This is a genomic window from Nonomuraea sp. NPDC048881 (assembly GCF_040649795.1).
GTDB lineage: Bacteria > Actinomycetota > Actinomycetes > Streptosporangiales > Streptosporangiaceae > Nonomuraea.
The window spans coordinates 1-16,429 of record NZ_JBEZGC010000036.1; the positions used below are offsets into that span (position 1 = coordinate 1).

Annotated in this window: 17 protein-coding genes; 8 read left to right on the plus strand and 9 right to left on the minus strand. The window is 71.8% G+C overall.

The genetic code is table 11. The features are described from left to right. The coding region (locus AB0C33_RS49945) for a DUF2867 domain-containing protein (protein WP_358302504.1) at window positions 1-996 on the minus strand (996 nt) is incomplete at its 3' end. A gap of 82 nt (window positions 997-1,078) precedes the next feature. On the opposite strand from AB0C33_RS49945, the gene AB0C33_RS49950 reads away from it, so the two are divergent. After that, window positions 1,079-1,708, plus strand: coding sequence for a TetR/AcrR family transcriptional regulator (locus AB0C33_RS49950; RefSeq protein WP_358302507.1), 630 nt, complete (start codon window positions 1,079-1,081; stop codon window positions 1,706-1,708). Next, on the plus strand, window positions 1,705-2,463 hold the full coding sequence (locus AB0C33_RS49955; protein ID WP_358302510.1) for a class I SAM-dependent methyltransferase: 759 nt from the start codon (window positions 1,705-1,707) through the stop codon (window positions 2,461-2,463). Before AB0C33_RS49950 ends, AB0C33_RS49955 begins: the two co-directional genes overlap by 4 nt. A 31-nt stretch (window positions 2,464-2,494) precedes the next feature. Here AB0C33_RS49955 and AB0C33_RS49960 read toward each other — a convergent pair whose 3' ends face one another. Beyond that, complete coding sequence (locus AB0C33_RS49960) at window positions 2,495-4,183, minus strand: hypothetical protein (protein ID WP_358302513.1); 1,689 nt, start codon at window positions 4,181-4,183, stop codon at window positions 2,495-2,497. A gap of 253 nt (window positions 4,184-4,436) precedes the next feature. On the opposite strand from AB0C33_RS49960, the gene AB0C33_RS49965 reads away from it, so the two are divergent. Both AB0C33_RS49965 and AB0C33_RS49970 read left to right on the plus strand, forming a co-directional pair. Continuing rightward, entirely contained in the window at window positions 4,437-5,663 is a 1,227-nt protein-coding gene (locus AB0C33_RS49965; protein WP_358302516.1) for a cytochrome P450, read from the plus strand. Window positions 5,664-6,058: 395 nt separating this feature from the next. Beyond that, complete coding sequence (locus tag AB0C33_RS49970) at window positions 6,059-6,184, plus strand: hypothetical protein (RefSeq protein WP_358302519.1); 126 nt, start codon at window positions 6,059-6,061, stop codon at window positions 6,182-6,184. 139 nt (window positions 6,185-6,323) lie between these two features. Here the strand turns inward: AB0C33_RS49970 and AB0C33_RS49975 are convergent, their stop codons facing one another. The 3 genes from AB0C33_RS49975 to AB0C33_RS49985 are packed head-to-tail and all read right to left on the minus strand — an operon-like array spanning window position 6,324 to window position 9,576. After that, window positions 6,324-7,088, minus strand: coding sequence for an ABC transporter permease (locus AB0C33_RS49975; RefSeq protein WP_358302522.1), 765 nt, complete (start codon window positions 7,086-7,088; stop codon window positions 6,324-6,326). Continuing rightward, window positions 7,085-8,662: a hypothetical protein gene (locus tag AB0C33_RS49980; protein ID WP_358302524.1), complete on the minus strand. Its 1,578-nt coding sequence runs from the start codon at window positions 8,660-8,662 to the stop codon at window positions 7,085-7,087. The genes AB0C33_RS49975 and AB0C33_RS49980 overlap by 4 nt, the downstream gene beginning before the upstream one ends. Beyond that, window positions 8,659-9,576 (minus strand): ATP-binding cassette domain-containing protein, encoded by a 918-nt coding sequence (locus tag AB0C33_RS49985; protein WP_358302527.1) that lies wholly within the window; start codon window positions 9,574-9,576, stop codon window positions 8,659-8,661. The genes AB0C33_RS49980 and AB0C33_RS49985 overlap by 4 nt, the downstream gene beginning before the upstream one ends. A 1,231-nt stretch (window positions 9,577-10,807) precedes the next feature. Between AB0C33_RS49985 and AB0C33_RS49990 the strand changes: the two genes are divergently transcribed. From AB0C33_RS49990 to AB0C33_RS50000, 3 genes are all read left to right on the plus strand, one after another. Further along, window positions 10,808-11,203, plus strand: a complete 396-nt coding sequence (locus AB0C33_RS49990) for a hypothetical protein (protein WP_358302529.1) — start codon at window positions 10,808-10,810, stop codon at window positions 11,201-11,203. A 263-nt stretch (window positions 11,204-11,466) separates the two neighbouring features. Next, window positions 11,467-11,808, plus strand: coding sequence for a hypothetical protein (locus tag AB0C33_RS49995; protein WP_358302532.1), 342 nt, complete (start codon window positions 11,467-11,469; stop codon window positions 11,806-11,808). Window positions 11,809-11,951: 143 nt separating this feature from the next. Beyond that, window positions 11,952-12,500: a hypothetical protein gene (locus AB0C33_RS50000; RefSeq protein WP_358302534.1), complete on the plus strand. Its 549-nt coding sequence runs from the start codon at window positions 11,952-11,954 to the stop codon at window positions 12,498-12,500. Window positions 12,501-12,572: 72 nt separating this feature from the next. On the opposite strand, the gene AB0C33_RS50005 is transcribed toward AB0C33_RS50000, so the two are convergent. The 4 genes from AB0C33_RS50005 to AB0C33_RS50020 form a co-directional block, all read right to left on the minus strand. Further along, entirely contained in the window at window positions 12,573-12,812 is a 240-nt protein-coding gene (locus AB0C33_RS50005) for a hypothetical protein (protein WP_358302536.1), read from the minus strand. Between the two features lie 14 nt (window positions 12,813-12,826). Next, window positions 12,827-12,979: a hypothetical protein gene (locus tag AB0C33_RS50010; protein ID WP_358302539.1), complete on the minus strand. Its 153-nt coding sequence runs from the start codon at window positions 12,977-12,979 to the stop codon at window positions 12,827-12,829. 316 nt (window positions 12,980-13,295) lie between these two features. Continuing rightward, on the minus strand, window positions 13,296-14,372 hold the full coding sequence (locus AB0C33_RS50015; RefSeq protein ID WP_358302541.1) for an NAD(P)/FAD-dependent oxidoreductase: 1,077 nt from the start codon (window positions 14,370-14,372) through the stop codon (window positions 13,296-13,298). Continuing rightward, window positions 14,369-15,232 carry an NAD(P)H-binding protein gene (locus AB0C33_RS50020; RefSeq protein WP_358302544.1) on the minus strand — a complete coding sequence of 288 codons (864 nt, stop codon included), beginning with the start codon at window positions 15,230-15,232 and terminating at the stop codon, window positions 14,369-14,371. Before AB0C33_RS50020 ends, AB0C33_RS50015 begins: the two co-directional genes overlap by 4 nt. A gap of 81 nt (window positions 15,233-15,313) precedes the next feature. Between AB0C33_RS50020 and AB0C33_RS50025 the strand changes: the two genes are divergently transcribed. Next, the gene (locus tag AB0C33_RS50025; RefSeq protein WP_358302547.1) at window positions 15,314-16,270 is read left to right on the plus strand and encodes an AsnC family transcriptional regulator; all 957 of its coding nucleotides are present in this window, start codon (window positions 15,314-15,316) and stop codon (window positions 16,268-16,270) included. Window positions 16,271-16,429 lie beyond the last annotated feature (159 nt).

The window sequence follows — 16,429 nt, forward strand, 5'->3', positions numbered from 1 at the left end:
GATCGCCGACAGGGGCGGCCACACGACGCGCCCGAGGCGCCGGTCATGGCGCAGGAGGGTGGTCAGCGACACCCGCCCGTCCGCCGCCCGGACGACGAGGTTGGCGGTCAGGAACCAGGACGCGGTCTCCAGCCGGATCCAGTCGTCGCCACGCGCGGCGATCCGCCACCCGGCCACGGTGGCGGGCGATCGGCCGCGGGCGAGCCGGAGCCCCAGGAGACCCCGCCAGATGAACCGCTCCCCCGCGCTGGGCACGTCGCCGAACATCGCCCGCGCCCACCGCTCCGCCGTCGCCCCGGCCTCGGTGTCGACGGCGTTCACGGTGAGGGCGAAGTGGTCGGCGTAGTCGACGACGGGCAAGGAGCTCAGCGCGCGGACGGACGGCGGGATGCCGCCCGTCCCGACGGCGGACTCCAGGACGCCCGCGTCGCGCTCGCGCCAGGCCCGCTCCAGCCGCCGGACGAAGGCCGGCAGGACGAGGGTGCGGCGGAACGGCATGATGGCGGCCATGTAGCAGCGTCCCAGCAGGCCGTTGGGGCGCACGAGGACGGCCATGCGCAGCTCGTGCCCGCCGCCGGCGGCCGGCGCCCATGCCAGGTGCATCACCGCGTGCACGGTGCGGTTCGCCAGCTCCAGCGCGCATTCGTCGTCCAGGGCGTAGACCGGGGAGAAGGGCGCCAGGCCGGCGTCGGAGTCGTGCGGTGCCCGGCGCAGGTCGGCGGGCAGGCGCTCGCACAACGACGGGACGCGCCTTCCGACGCCCGCCGACGCCCTGTCCCAGCCGAACAGGGCGCCCAGCTTCCAGCGGGCCGCGAGCAGCAGCCGCAGCGGCAGAGGGCCGCCGCTGGAGTCGCGCATCGCGGCGAGCACCGCGGAGAAGTCCTCCCGTCCGGCGCCGGGGGTGCGGATCACCCACACGTCCTCCAGCTCGAAATCTCCGGCGATGTCGTGGATGCGCCAGGGCCGTCCGGTGTGGGCGGCGTTCGCCAGCCTCATGATCCCTCCCCGTCTATACGCTGCCGTATATACTGAGGTTAACCACGGTTATACGGTGGCGTATACATATGTTCCGAGTGAGGTGGCACACACTGTGGGCGCGGTCCGTACGACACGGGAGGGGTGGATCGAGGAGGGGTTGCGGGCGCTGGCCGCCGGCGGCCCCGACGCGGTGCGCGTGGAGGCGCTGGCCAAGCGGCTGGGCGTCACCAAGGGCGGGTTCTACGGGTACTTCGCCGACCGGGAGGCGCTGCTTGAGGCGATGCTGGACACCTGGGAGCGGGAGAGCACCGACGAGGTGATCGAGCGCGTCGAACGCGAGGGCGGCGACCCGCGAACCAAGATCCAGCGCGCCGGCGTGCTCACCTTCTCCGACGACCGCCTGCTGCCCATCGACCTCGCCGTCCGCGACTGGGCCAGGCGTGACGAGGCGGTCGCCGAACGCCTGCGGCGGGTGGACAACCGGCGCATGGCGCTGCTGCGCGAGATGATCGGCAGCTTCTGCTCCGACCCCGAGGAGGTCGAGGCCCGCAGCCTGCTGGCCTTCTGCGTGGCGATCGGCGAACACTTCCTGGCCGCCGACCACGGCGGCCGCACCCGGGCCCAGGTGCTCACCCGGGCGGCCGCCCTGCTGCTCGACAGGACGGACGACCAGCCGGGGCCGGCGGACGGGCCGCATCTCCGCGCTCCCGGGACATGCGGGCCAGAATGACCCCTATGACGACCATGCCCGAGAACCGCGTCGCGGACTCGCCCGAGAGCCACGCCTACGACGCGATCGCCGAAGGTTACACGGCCGAGAACGAGACCAGCCTGGCGAACGCGTACTACGAGCGGCCCGCGATGCTGGAGCTCGCCGGGGACGTGACCGGCCGGCGCATCCTCGACGCCGGGTGCGGCTCGGGCCCCCTGTTCGCCGAACTGCGCGATCGGGGCGCCGTCGTGACCGGCGTCGACGCGAGCACCGGGATGCTGGAGATGGCCCGGCGGAGGCTGGGCCCCGAGGCGGACCTGCGGGTCGCCGACCTGGCCGGCCCGCTGCCCTTCCCCGACGACGCCTTCGACGACGTCATCGCGTCGCTGGTGCTGCACTACCTGGAGGACTGGGGGCCGGCGCTGGCCGAGCTGCGACGCGTGCTGCGGTCCGGCGGCCGGCTCCTCGTCTCGGTCGAGCACCCCTTCGTCATCACCCTCACGCAGCACAAGGCCGGGGAGAAGCCTGGTTACTTCGGAACCCGCAACCGGGTCGAGGAGTGGACCATGGGCGGGCAGACCAGCCGGCTGAGCTTCTGGGACCGGCCGCTGCACGCGATGACCGAAGCCTTCACCGCGGCGGGTTTCCGCATCAGCGTGATCAGTGAACCGCCGTACGCGCCGGAGGCCCGCGAGCTGTTCCCCGACGAGCTCCGCGAGATCTCCGGCGCGCGGTTCCTGTGCTTCCTGTTCTTCGTCCTGGAAGCCGCCTGAAGCGCCCGGCGTCAGGACGTCGCGCGGGCCGCTAGCGGACGGCGACCACGTGGGTGGTGCGCGCCGGCCCCACGTCCGAGTTGCCCGCCAGGTCGACGGTGTAGGTGTGCTCACCGGCCGCGGCCGGCGTGTCGGAGAAGCTGAACGTCCCGTCGGGGGTGGGGACCAGTTTCGCCACGCTCTTCGAGGTGACGGCGCCGTCCGGGCCGACGACCCGCAGCGAGACGGTGATGGTCGTCCGCGGGAAGGTGATGCCGTCGGCGCCGAAGGTGCCGCTGAACGCGAGGCGCGTGCCGACGTGGCCCGTCGCCGGTCCGGTCACGGTGAGCGTCGGCTCGTACGGGCCCACCGTGACGGTCACCGAGGAGCCGCTCCCCCGGAACCATGAGTTGCCCGGCCAGTACACCTGATACTTGTACGCCCCGGTGGACGGCGGCGTGTCGGTGAACCGGTAGGTCCCGTCCGCCGCCGTGGTGACCTCCTCGAACGGCCTGGAGGTGCCGTCGGGGAGCCAGCGGTACAGTTCGAGCGTCTGCACGCCGGGCGGCAGTCCGCTGCTCAGCGTGACCCGTCCGGTGAAGGCCGACTCCTGGAGCGTGGTCACCTTGGCGGGAGCCGTCAGGGTGAGCGTGGAGGAGTGGTAGGGCGAGGGCGGCAGCCGCCAGAGGTGCATGCGGCCGGTGCCGGGCTCCTTCAGGACCGCGAAGGTGACTGTGCCGTAGAACGCGACGCTGCCCGCCACCACGGTCTTCCCCTGGTGGGCGGCCGTGTAGATGACCTCCGAGGTGGTCGCGTCGTACACCACGAGCTCGGCCGCGTCGCCTGCCTGGGAGTTCCAGCCGCCCACGACGTAGGCGTCGTTCGGGCTGGCCCCGACGGTGACGGGGACGCCCTGGTCGCCGAATCCGTTGTCGTCGTAGGCGCGGCCCCGCGTCAGGGCCGCCGTGTCCCAGGCGTCGAACCGGCGGGTGTCGTGCAGCGCCGACAACGCCGTCGCGCCGTGCTCGGCGAGCGCGAGATCACGCAGGGCCGGCAGGCCGTTCGCCTCCCCCCGGATCTCGCCGCTCGACGTGGGCGGCGTGGTGCTGATGTCGTACACCTTGACCGTGGCGGGGCTGACCCCGGACTCCCCGGCCACCAGCGTGTTCCCGGCGACGGCGACGAGCGGGGCACCGGTCGTGGCCGGCCCGACCCGGACGAGGGTGGGGGTCGCCGCCGACGTGACGAGGCCGAGGACGCCTCCCCCGCCCGCTCCGCCGCAGCCGAACCCGATCCACAGCCGGTCGTACTCCTGCGCCAGGCTCGACGGGCACGGGTACGCGGTGAGGTCGATGCGCCTGCTGATGGCGAGGGTGGTGCTGTCGATCTCGATCACTTCGTTCGAGCCGCGCAGCGCCGCGTACACCTTCCTGCCGTCCTCCGGCGAGGCCAGGGCGACGGCGCCGGACAGGCCGGGGATCGTGCCGACGACCTTGCCGTCGGTGGAGGCGACCACGATCCGGTCGCCGGCGGCGACGAAGACCTTTCTGTTGCGCGCCACCACGTCGCCGCCCTCCCCGGCGACGCCGAGGTCGGAGACGGTCGCGGCGTCCGCGGCGGTCGCGGCGGTCGCGGCGGTGGGCGTCTGGGTGACGAGCAGGGCCGCCGCCAGGAGCAGGGGCCCGGCCCACGCGACTAATCGGCGGGGCAGAGGAGCACGGGCAGGGGTCGATGTGCGCACAGGCACTCCGTTCTGGAGACGTCCCGGCATGACTGCGGGGCTCGCCTCCGTTGACGATCTTCAATAATCGAACACATATTCGCATATTGGTGGGGTGTCGTCCAGAGCACTGCGATCACGGAGCTCCTCGAAGCAGGCGCTTGACTTACCAGGGCGCGCGTCGGTTACTGGACATGACAACGGCGAGCGCGGATGCGTCAGGCGGGAAGTCGATGAGCGCCGTCCGGGCCAGGCAAGGGGAAGGAACACCGTCATGACGGCCGCCCCAGATCAGGACATGTCCGGCTCGTTGCCCGAGTTCCCCGGCGTCAGGGCGGCGGCGTGCCCGTTCGACCCGCCGCCGGCCCTGCAGGCGCTCCGGCAGGACGCGCCGCTGACCCGGGCGCGGCTGCGCGACGGCGGCACCGTGTGGCTGGTCACCGGCTACGCCGAGCAGAAGGCGGTGCTGAGCCATCCGCAGGTCAGCTCCGACGTCACTCGGCCCGGCTACCCGCTGCCGGTCCTGGCGCCCAACCGGCCCGACAGCGCGATCAGCTTCGTCTTCATGGACGACCCCGAGCACCACCGGCTGCGCCGCATGGTGCAAGGGGCGTTCACCGTCAAGCGGGTCGAGAGCATGCGCCCGGCCGTGCAGCGCATCGTCGACCGTCTCATCGACGACCTGCTGGCGGGGCCGAGGCCGGTGGACCTGGTGGAGGCGTTCGCGCTGCCGGTGCCGTCGCTGGTGATCTGCGAGCTGCTCGGCGTCCCGTACGCCGACCACGGCTTCTTCCAGGACAACAGCCAGATCATCGTCAAGCGGGACGTGTCGGTCGAGGACCGGACGGCCGCGGGCGGGCGGCTGCGGCAGTACCTGGACGGGCTCGTCGGCGACAAGCTCGTCCGCCCCGGCGACGACCTGCTGTCCCAGGTGGCCGCCCGGGTCACGGCCGGTGAGCTGACCAGGCAGGAGGCGGCCCAGATGGGCGTCCTGCTGCTCGTGGCCGGCCACGAGACCACCGCCAACATGATCGCCCTCGGCACCCTCGCGCTGCTCCGCCATCCCGGCCAGCTCGCCCTGCTGCGCGGGAGCGACGACCCCGCGCTGATCGCGGGCGCGGTGGAGGAACTGCTGCGCTACCTGAACATCACCCACGGCGGACGGCGCCGGGTGGCCAAGGAGGACATCGAGATCGGCGGCCAGGTCATCCGCGCGGGCGAGGGCATCATCGTGGCCAACGACATCGGCAACCGCGACCCCGGGATCTTCCCCGCCCCGGACGAACTGGACGTGCGCCGCGACGCCCGCCGGCACGTGGCCTTCGGCTTCGGCGTCCACCAGTGCCTGGGCCAGCCCCTGGCCCGGCTGGAGCTGCAGGTCGCCTACGGCACGCTCTACAGGCGCATCCCCACCCTGGCCCTGGCCACCGAGTTCGAGAAGATCCCCTTCAAGCACGACGGCCAGGTGTACGGGGTGTACGAGCTCCCCGTGACCTGGTGACCGCACCAGCTCCGCAAATCCGGTGCGCCTGAGCGGACGGAGCTGCCGGCGGCGCCTCGGGGCTCGTGGGCGAGCGACGTCGGCTGCCGGAGACCCCTGCTCAGGGCCGGGTTCACGCTCACGGACGGCCCCGCTCGGCACGTCCTTCCCGACGGGCGACTGATCAGCAGCCTGTGGTTCCGGAGCGGCGCGGCGCGCGGGTCCGTGTGCGGACCTCCGGGTCCGGCCGTGGAGGCGTTCGCGCTTCCGCGGCCCGGGGCCCTTCCCTGCCCGGTACGCCTGAGGGCGGAGGACGTCGAGAGGGTTACTGCCGTCAAGGGCAGTGTGGCTACCCGTTTCGGGATCGGTTCTTCACCGGCTTCGGCGCCATCTACGACGCCCGCACGGAGACGACCGTGATCTTCAAGGGCGCCGAGCTGCCGTCGGGTGGCAGGCAGTGGTCGGCAGGTAGCGGTGTCATCTTCTGGACGCAGGGCGCCGGCGTCCGCGTGGTGAACCTGGCCGCCCTTGCTCAGCCGTAGCGTATGCGTACAACGAGATCACTGTCACCGACGTGGGGGCGCCGCTGGATGGAGCTCTGACCCCAGCGGCGCCACTCCCGTCAGCCCTGGTGCCGGCTCAGTGGTGTCCCTGTCCACCCGAGGGGTCGGCCATCTGCCCCTATGCGTCGCGCAGCCGTAGGAGCAGCCCGCCGCCCAGGAGCGCCGCGGTGGCCCATGCGGTGAGTACGCACAGGCCGGCCCATGGGCTGAGGGGGAGGGTGGACAGGTGGGTGGTGGCCTGGATGGCGAGCCCGGCGTTCATCGGGGAGATCTGCCAGAGCAGCCGCTGCCAGTCATCATCAGCGATCACGAGGATGAGGGCGGGGAAGAGGTAGAGCAGGCCGAGCACAACCCCGATGGCGGTGGCGGAGTCTCGTACGGCGGCGCCGACCCCCAGGCCGAACAGGGCGATCAGCGCCAGGTAGAGGACCGAGCCGACGGCGGCGCGCAGCACGGGACCGCTGGTGAGAAGGAGCACGTCGGCGGGAAAGCCGTTGTCGAGCAGGACGCACCGCGCGGCCAGCGCGGAGGCGAGCACGGCGACGCTCCCGACGATCGAGGTCAAGCCGACCAGAATGATCGCCTTCGCGGCCAGGACGCCTGTCCGGCCCGGCATGGCGGTCAGGGTGAGGCGGATCATGCCGGTGCCGTACTCGCCGGTGATCGCCAGGACGGCCAAGATGGCGACGACCGCCTGGCTCACCTGGACCCCGAAGAGGCCGATCTTGGCGGGGTCGTAGCCACAGCTTTCCGAGGCGCAGGACACGACGGCGGAGGCCGCGACGCTGACGCCGACGGTCAGCACCACGATCGTGAGCAGCAGCCGGCCGGTGCCGGCCAGGGTGCGCAGTTTCGTCCACTCCGCGTGCAGGTGCTCTCTCATGCGTCCCTCCGGCGGAGTCGGAGGACGGCCAAGCCGAGGGCGAGCGCGGCATGGCCGGCCAGCACGGCCAGGCCGGCCCACGGCGGCAGCGGGTAGAACCCGGCGATGGGCGCGTAGTGACCGAGCACGTGCGCGTATTGCGGGACGCTCTGCTGGATGGCGAAGCCGGCCGCCGGGGTGAGACGTAGCAGCCATTGCGCGGCGCCGTCGGGCAGGACCGAGGTGGTGGCGAGAACGTGCGGGACCACGATCACCGCGATGGCGGTGATGACCGCGGCGACGCTGCGCCGCAGCAGCGCGCCGAGGGCGAGGGCGAGCACGGCGGCCAGTGCGAACAGCGCCGCCATGCCGACCACGATGCGCACCTGGGTGAACCCGGAGACCGGCAGGACGGCGTTGCCGTTGTCGAGCAGGATCCGCCGGCCGGCCGCGAACGTGATCGCGGTGGCGGGCAACGCGACGGCGAAGGTGACCAGGCCGAGCGCCAGCGCCTTGGCCCCCAGCGTCCGGCCGCGGCGCGGGCCGGCCAGCAGGGTGATGCGGATCAGGCCATGGCGGTACTCGGCGGTGATGAACATGACCGCCACCACGATCACCAGGGTCAGGCCGGTCAGCGCGCTGCTGAGGGGACGTTCGGGAGCCTGGCCCTCGATGGTCGGCGCGATGTCGCCGACGCCGGTGACGGAGAAGGTGCCGCCGGCCCGGCCGGCGCGGCCCGGGTGGTGCTCGGTCCCGTCGGGCGCGACGCTGACGCCTATGTCGTCGTCGCGCCACGCGCCAGGCGCGCTGCCCTGCAGCCTGACCTGGTCGAACTCGCCGGTGGCTTCCGCGAAGCGGGCCGCCGCGACGGACCCGCCGAGATCCCCCTGCGTGACCGTCACATCGCCGGGGGAGGTCGCGAACAGCCCGACCTGGACGGTCGCCGGTAGCCCGGCCAGGGCCGCGGTGCCGATCTGGGTCCAGTTGGTGCCGTCCGCGGACTCGTACCCGGTGAGAGTGTCGCCGGCGCGGGTCAGCCGCAGCCAGCGCGGCGATTGCGGGGAGACGCCGCCCGGCCTGCCGGGCACGTCGTGGGTGTAGTTGTGCTGCATCCGCACCCCGTGCGCGCCGGTCATCATCACCGCCGCGTAGGCAGAGCCCTGCTTGGTGCTTTCCTTGATCATGACTCCGGCCTTCGCCCACGGCACGAGCCCGGCGACCTCGTTCCGCACCCCTGGGGTGACGTCGGGCTTACGGATCTTGCCGGTCATGGAGGTGAGGCGGGCGGTGATGCTGCCGTCCCCGGCCAGCGTCCGATGAACGAAAAAGAACTTGTCGTCCACCGCTGCGCCATCCGGCCCCGTCAGAGGCGGTGGACAGGCGACCTCGACCGTACCGGCGCCGCACGAGGCGTGGTTGCTGGACGCCGACAGCAACCCGAGCAGCACGGTGACCAGCGCCGCTGCCGTCAGGGCGACCACCCAGCCGCGCACCGTCCTGAACTTGGTCCACTCGGCGCGCAGCAACCGCCCGAACTCTCCGCGCCCGGCCTGCGGTTCGGAGCGGCGTGAGGAGCGGTGTGAAAGGGCGCTCATCGTGCCGCTCCCCGGTATTCGACCGCATCGGCGGTGAGGTTCATGTAGGCCTGCTCCAGCGTCACCCGGTGCGTCGCCACCTCGGAGAACGGCACTCCGCCGGCGTTGAGTACCGCCACGATGCGCTCCGACGGCAGCCCCGAGACGACGATCGTGTCGCGATCGGCCACGGCCGTCGTGGCGCCGGCGTGACCCAGCACCGACATCGCCTCCGAGCGCGCCGCCGTCCGCAGGGTGACCTGGCCGCGGGAGGCGGTCGTGATGAGATCGGCCACGCTGGTGTCGGCGATGACGCGGCCCTTGCCCACCACCACGAGATGGTCGGCGGTGTCCTCCAGTTCGCTCATCAGATGGCTGGACACCAGCACGGCCCGCCCCTCGCCGGCCAGCGACCGCAGGAAGCCGCGCATCCACACGATGCCCTCGGGATCAAGACCGTTGACCGGCTCGTCCAGCATGAGCACCGGCGGGTCCCCGAGCAGCGCGGCCGCGATGCCGAGCCGCTGGCGCATGCCCAGCGAGAAGCCGCCCGCCTTGCGCCGGGCGGCGGACTGCATCCCCACCTGATGGAGCACCTCATCGACCCGCCTGCCGGCCAGGCCCTGGGAGTGGGCCAGCCACAGCAGGTGGTTGCGCGCGGTGCGGCCCGGCTGCAGCGCGCCGGCGTCCAGCAGCGCGCCGACGTGGGTGAGCGGGTTGCGCAGGCTGGTGTACGGTCGTCCGCCGATCAGCGCGTGGCCCTCCTCGGCCGCGTCCAGGCCGAGGATCACCCGCATCGTGGTGGATTTGCCCGCGCCGTTGGGGCCGACGAACCCGGTGACCCGGCCGGGCAGCACGGTGAACGACATGCCGTCCAGCGCCAGGGTCGGGCCGAACCTTTTGCGCAGCCCGCTGACGTCGATGGTTGCTTGCATGCGATCGGTTGTACGGACTTGGCCCTAACACGGGTCGAACAGAGGCCGTCACCTCGCTGTTAGGTCCGGCCCGACCTCCTCCTGGAACCCGCGCGAAAGTGGCGAGGATCGGCGTGCGCCGTACGGCTGCGCTTCACCGTCTTGTACGGCGCCATGCTCATGCTGTCCGCCGTCGGGCTGCTGGCCATCACCACCCTCGTGGGCCTTGGAGGGACGCGGGTCAGCCGATCCGCACCCCCTGGGGCCCGCCGGTCGAGTCGGCCGCCCTCGCCGCTGCCATTGAGCGCATCGCATGGCTCCGGCTCAGTTGCCGGAGCACGCCTACGGCCGGCCAGAAGAGCGTGAGCGCCAGGTGGGTCACGCAGACGACCAGGACCGCTCGCAAAGTGAGCCGGCGCGGGACTGCCGTTCTCCTCCAGTGTTCCTGCGCGGTCTCGTGGTCACCCGCGTCGGCGGCCAGAGCGCCGAGCCGGAGGTTCGCCACCGAGCGTGCCGATTCGGGTGGAGATCGAATCCGATCGAGATCACATGCGCCGAACAGGACAAAGAGCAACCCGATGAAGACCCGACAAGGTGCTCGTGTCGTGTTGTCAGATCACGATGACCGGCTTCTCATGATGCAGGTCCGCAACGATGGCAACATCGTCGTCCCTGGTCATCCCGTGCCGGACTGACAGCCAGGACATCAGCAGGAACCGTCTGGAACCCGGAGAGCACGAAGCGATCGCCGAGTACCGATGCTGGTCGCTCGCCGACCTGGTCGCCGCACAGATCACCCACACCCTCCGGCCTCCAGGGCTGCCGCTTCTCCTGGAGGTCTGGGACGCCGAGCCCCCGGCGCCCGGTGCGCCCTGGGCCGAGGCCGGGCAGGTCGTCTGCCTCAGTCCGGGCGGCGTGGTGCACCTGTGCGGTCTCATGCGCTCCCCTTCCGGGCAGGCCCTGCTGCTGGGCCCGCCGCCGGCCCGGTTCTGCGGGCGGAGCCGGAGGCGATCGGTTGGGACACCGACAGGATGCGTGACATCCTCCCGCTCGACCTCGGCTCCCCCGTGGCCCGGCCGGCGCAATGGCCAGCGCTGCATCCCTCCGACGTGCCCGAACCGCAGGTCCGCCCCTTGTTCCCGTACGGCCCTCCACCGCGGACGAGCCGAGCCGCCTCCGTGGCCTCGTTCCCCAGGAGACGATCGAAGCAGGGCGGCGGATCGAGGAGACCCTGGGCAGCCTGCGCATCGACATGCTCGGCAACCTTCCCGCGAACATCGAATCCTGGTCGCAGAAGGAGCTCGACCGGTCCGCCAGGCAGTTGCGCGTGAGCATGCGCATCGGCAAGGAGCTGAACCCGCACGCCGTGCCCACCTACCGGCTGGCGCCCTCCGACGTCCGCACGGTCCTGCTGCGTCCGGGCCCCGGAGTCAGCGGCCGCGCCTGGACCTGGGGCAGTGACGACAACGCCCATGCCGCCGTGTTCTCCGTCGACCGGCAGGTCGTCGCCCGGGACCGCATCCGCCGACTCACGCTGCTGACCGGGATCGTCACCATCCTGCGCCACGAGAACGATCTCGTCGAAGTGCGCGCGGCGACCGAAGCTGAGGCGGCGCGGGTGCTCACGGTCGAGGGGATGCGAAGCTGACCGTGCCGTCGGCGACGTCTTGGACCAGCTTTCTCCGGAGATGGGCCGGGATGTCGCAGGCGTGCACCTCGTCCTCCGGGACGACGCCGTCGCGACCTCCGGACGAGCCGGCCGAGACCCGGTGACGATGTGCGCGGCATCCCCACGGCAGCAGAGTGGGCCCGGTGAACACCTCTCCCCCGCCAAACCGTCCCACAACCGTGCCGACCCCCGCTCAACTGGCTGCACCAACTCCATCGCGTCAGTGGCTGACGGAGACCACGGTGAAGGCGCACGTCAACCGGGTGCTGAGCAAGCCGGCCGCCCTCGCCTGGACCGGGCCGCATCACACCTGGATCCACCCGATCTCCGGCGCGCGGACGCTCGACCAGCTCACCGACAACCTCGCCGCCTGCCACCTGCGGGTGCCGCCGGAGGTGGTCGAGCGGCTCGACCGGGCCAGCGCCTTCCCGCTCGGTTCCCGCAGAGCTTCATCGAGATGTCGCGAGAGTTCGTCCACGGCCCTTCGATCAGCCGCTTCGACCGCCGGGCGCCCTGAGCGGCGGGTTCCCGCAGTACCGCGACCGCAATCCTGGCCGGACGGCGACACCTTGAGCACCCGCTGATGGCAAATGCTGGTCGCGCGGACGCTGGGCGGACGACGCGGAGCGGTTCACTATACGTAAGCGCCCGATGGCAGCCGGTTCCTGGCAAGGTACGCCACCCGGGCCCAGCCTGCCCGTCCACCTTCACGGAAGGGGCCCCGCCCATGTCGCCGCGACGTACCGCCCGAGGCTCGGCACGATCCGCGCCCGCTGTGTTCCTGGCCCTCGCCGTGCTGGTCACGGTGGGGTTGAGCCTGCTGCCCGCGTCCGTCGCGCACGCGGCCTCCCTCCAGGTCTGCACCCTCCAGGAGGACATCGTCTACCAACCGCCGCTGACGAACACGCCCCAGACCGTGGCGTTCGCCGTCCACGGCCGGCTCACCGCCTGCACGGACGGTGCCGCCCCTACCGGCTGGTACGAGGAGTCCGGGACGGCGACGGGCGCCACCTGCACCAGCCTGCTCACCTCGGCCGGCGGGACCCGGACCTACCATTGGAGCGCCGGGGAGCACAGCACGTTCGCCTACACCCGGGTCGTGAACCGGCTCGCCGGCTACATCCAGGTCATCGCCACCGGCTCGATCCAGGACGGCAGGTACGAGGGCCTGCCCGCCATCTCGCAGGGCCTCGGGTTGCAGCCCGACCCGGTCGCCTGCGCCGCCGGTGGCGTGGCGCGGCTCACCGCGCCCGGAACCCTCACGATCGGCGTCTGACCGGCCGGGGGCTGCTTCCGCGCACGTCCTTGCGCGCGTGGAAGCAGGCCCCGGGACGGTTGCGCGGAGAGGTCAGTCGGTCGGGTGGTCCGAGGCGGGGTTCTCCTTGAGCCGCATGCACTCGTCGTAGTAGAGGAGCGCCTCGTTGGCGGCCTTCTCGGGGCTCCACCCCTGATAGACGAGGGCCTGGTAGTTGTGGTTGAAGATCTGGTAGCAGTCGGTCCGGCTGTCGGCCTGGGCGGGAACGGTGGCGGGGACCACCCAGGCGGCGGCCAGGAGCGCGGCGACGACGAGGCGGCGTGCGTGACGCATGGCGTTCCTTCCTGTCACTTGGTTCCCCAGCCCGGCGAGTGGCAGGCGGGTCCGTTCGGTCCGGTGTTGCACGACTGGCCTTCGGTCGCCTGGGCCGGCAGGGACAGCGCCCCCACGGTGGCCGCGGCCAGCAGCGCGACGGTGAATACGGGACGAAGACGGGTCACATGGGCTCCTGCGGTGAGGTTGCGACGTACGCGAGGTGCGTCCGTTACGGCCACCGGATGCCCCGATGATCTCCGGGGCCGCACTGCGATTCTCGGTCGGCGGCGACGGCCGTTGCTCCTCCCCCAGGCCGGTCCCTCCGGCCACAAGAAGGACGACAGCCGCGCCCGTCCGGCGCGTCAGAAGCCGGTGTGGAGCGGGTACACGCCCTGGACCGTCCCGGAAACGCACGAAGTGCCGACATCAGTTGGGGGCGCGCCGGTGCCGGCCTCACCAAGGGCGGACGCGACCCGTCCGGCGCCGCAGAGTCACGCGCCGTCAACTGGAGGGCAGGGGGTCTTGGCCGAGAAAGCGGGCGCCGTTGGCGGCGGACATGCGGACCGCGGCGAACCCGGTGTCGATCATCTCCTGCTCGTAGGAGCGCAGCGCAGGGATGAGCGGGCCGCCGCGGGCGAGCACCGGGGCCAGCGCCTGGGTGAGCGCCGCCGCGTCGCGCAGGGCGAGGTTGGCCCCGGCCCCGGCTGCCGGGCTCATGGCGTGGGCGGCGTCCCCGAGCAGCGTGACGCGAGTGGTCTGCCAGGGCGGGATCGGGACGCTGGTGCGCAGCTCCAGCGGGAAGACGTCGTACCACTGGCTGATCATCCGCCGGACGAGGGGATGCCAGCCGTCCGTCAGGTCCATGACGAGGGACCTGAGCTGATCCTGCGTCATCAGGTTCAGGCCGGCAGGGAGGTCTTCGGCGCGGGCGCCGAAGGAGCAGGTGGCGTAGTCACGGGTCGGCGCAACGCCCACCACGCGATGGCCCGGACCGGTGATCGCAGTGAACACGTTGTCCATGCCCTCGGCCAACTCGGCCGGGATCTTGCCGTAGAGCTGGACGAGGCCGGTGCCGACGACGCGGGCATGCGGCAGGTACTGGCCGCGCACGGCGGAGTTGATGCCGTCGGCGCCGACCAGGACGTCGCCTGTGACGGTGGTGCCGTCGTCGAAGCGCGCCGTCACGTGGTCGGCCACGACCTGGAAGCCGGTCAGCCGCGTCCCGTACGTGATCGTCTCCGCCACGTCGGGCAGCAGGGACTCGCGGAGCGTCTGCCTGTCGATCGACAGGTGGCGTCCGCTGTGTCCGAGGACCTCCACCCCTGCGAGCGTGGGATCGAAGCGGACGAACCGGGGCGAGGGTGTGTGGGCGGTGGCAAGGAAGGCCGCTCGCCGTTCCGGGGTCATCACGCTGGTCAGCGCGTCGAGGCCCATGTCGCTGAGGTGCAGGCGGTAGCCCTGGCGGCGGACGTGCGGCGATAGGTCGCGCTCGTGGACGGCCACGTCGATGCCGGCCCTGAGGAGTCCGTTGGCCAGGGCCAGCCCGCCGAGGCCGGCCCCGATGACGATCACCCTCATCGCTGGTCGCCGCCGAAGTCGTCGGCGTGCTCGGCGGCCCACGCCGACAGCGTTGTTGCGGGCGCCCCGGTGATGTCACGCACCGCGGAGGTGACCTCCGGAGGCGGGGCGGCAGCCATCTTGGTGTAGCCGTCGAGCAGCTCGTCGATGAAGCCGTCAGGGAAGCCGGGGTCGGCCAGCAGCCGGGCGCGTTCCTGCTCCGGCGTCAACTCCCGCCAGTGCAGCGGGCGGCCGATGGCTTCGCCGATCACCCGTACCTGCTCGGCCTGGGTCAACACCTCAGGCCCGGTGAGGGTGTGGCGGCGTCTGTCGTGCCCGGGTTCGGTCAGCGCGTGTACGGCCACCGCCGCGATGTCGTCCTGGTGGATCGGCGTCATCGCCAGCGAGCCGAAGGCCCCGCGGACGCTGTCGCCCGCCCTGATCTGGTCGCTCCACCACTGGGTGTTGGTCATGAAGGTGCTGGGGCTGAGCACCGTCCACTCCATGCCCGACCGCTCGATCAGCTGCTCGACGGTGGCGTGCCAGCGGGCGACCGGGTTGGGCTGCTCCTCGGGGGTGACTCCGGGCAGTGCGCCCCCACCGGTCATGAAGACGACGTGGCGGACACGGCGCTTGAGCGCGTCGACGATGGGGCGGGCGGGTTCGGCCGAGTGGAAGGGCCACATGAGGAAGGCCGCTTCGACGTCGTCCAGGGCGCCGGGCGCGGCCAGATCCGGGGTGATCACGTCGACGCTCCGGGGAAGCTTCGCGGCCGCGGGGTTGCGGCTCGTGGCTCGTACGGCTGCGCCGCTCCAGGCCAGCCGCTCGGCGACCCTTCTGCCGACGTTGCCCGTTGCGCCGAAAACCAGGTAGGTGCTCATGCAGCAAGAATCCGGCTACCTCGGCGATCTACGCACTTCAAATGCCATCTCGCGGCGATAAATGGCATGTAGCGTCGAATTATGGCGATAACTAGCGCATTGGACGCGCTGGACTACGCTCTCGTGCACGCGCTCCAGATCGACGGCCGCGCCTCCTTCCGCACGATCGCCGAGGTGCTCGGCGCCTCCGAGCACACGGTCGCCCGCCGCTACCGGAAGCTGCGCGCGCAGGGCGTCCTGCGCGTGGTCGGCTGGCTCAACGGCCAGCGCTTCGGCCGCACCGCCTGGTCGGTGCGCCTGGTGTGCACGCCGGATGCGGCGGCCCAGGTGGCCGAGGCCCTCGCCCGCCGTGACGACACCGTGTGGGTCCGCCTGCTGTCCGGCGGCACCGAGATCGCCTGCGGCGTCCAGGCAGGCGGCGACCAGGACGGCGACGCCCTGCTGCTGAAGAAGCTGCCGCGTACTCCGCGCATCGTGGCCATGTCCGCGCACGCGACCCTGCACATGTTCGCCGGCTGGCGCAGCCGGGTCGCGGTGCTCACCGACGAGCAGGCCGAGCGGATCCGGCACGTGCAGCAGCACGAGAAAGAGGTCTCGCTGACCGCGCAGGACCACGCCATGCTGCGGGTGCTGGCGAAGGACGGGCGGGCCGGATACGGCGAGCTGGCCGGGGCCAGCGGATGGTCGCACACCACCGTGCGACGCCGCCTCGACGAACTGCGGGCCGGCGACACGCTCAGGTTCGACGTCGAGATCCCTTCCCAGACCCTGGGCTACCACGCCGAGGCCTGGCTGTGGATGAAGATCGAGCCGTCGGCCCTGGCCTCGGTCGGCGAAGCCATGGCCGCCCATCCCGAGGCCGACGTGGTGGCGGCCACCACCGGCCCCACCAACCTCATGGCCGGCGTGACCTGCCGCGACACCCGCGACCTCTACCGCTACCTCACCGAGCGGGTGGCGCCGCTCCACGGCGTGCGCGAGCTGGAGACCGCGCCCGTGATCCGCACGGTCAAGCGAGTCGGCACCTTCCTCCCCTGACCCCCGTCCCGCGCCTCCCTCCCAGCCTGGCCGCTGTCCGCCTGCAGCGACATCTCAGACGGCGGCTGGTGGGGCCATCCTCACCCGCAGACCCACAACAGGGCGTAGCAGAACGGTGAACCCGGCCGCGTACAGCACCTCCGCCATTGCACGCTCCAT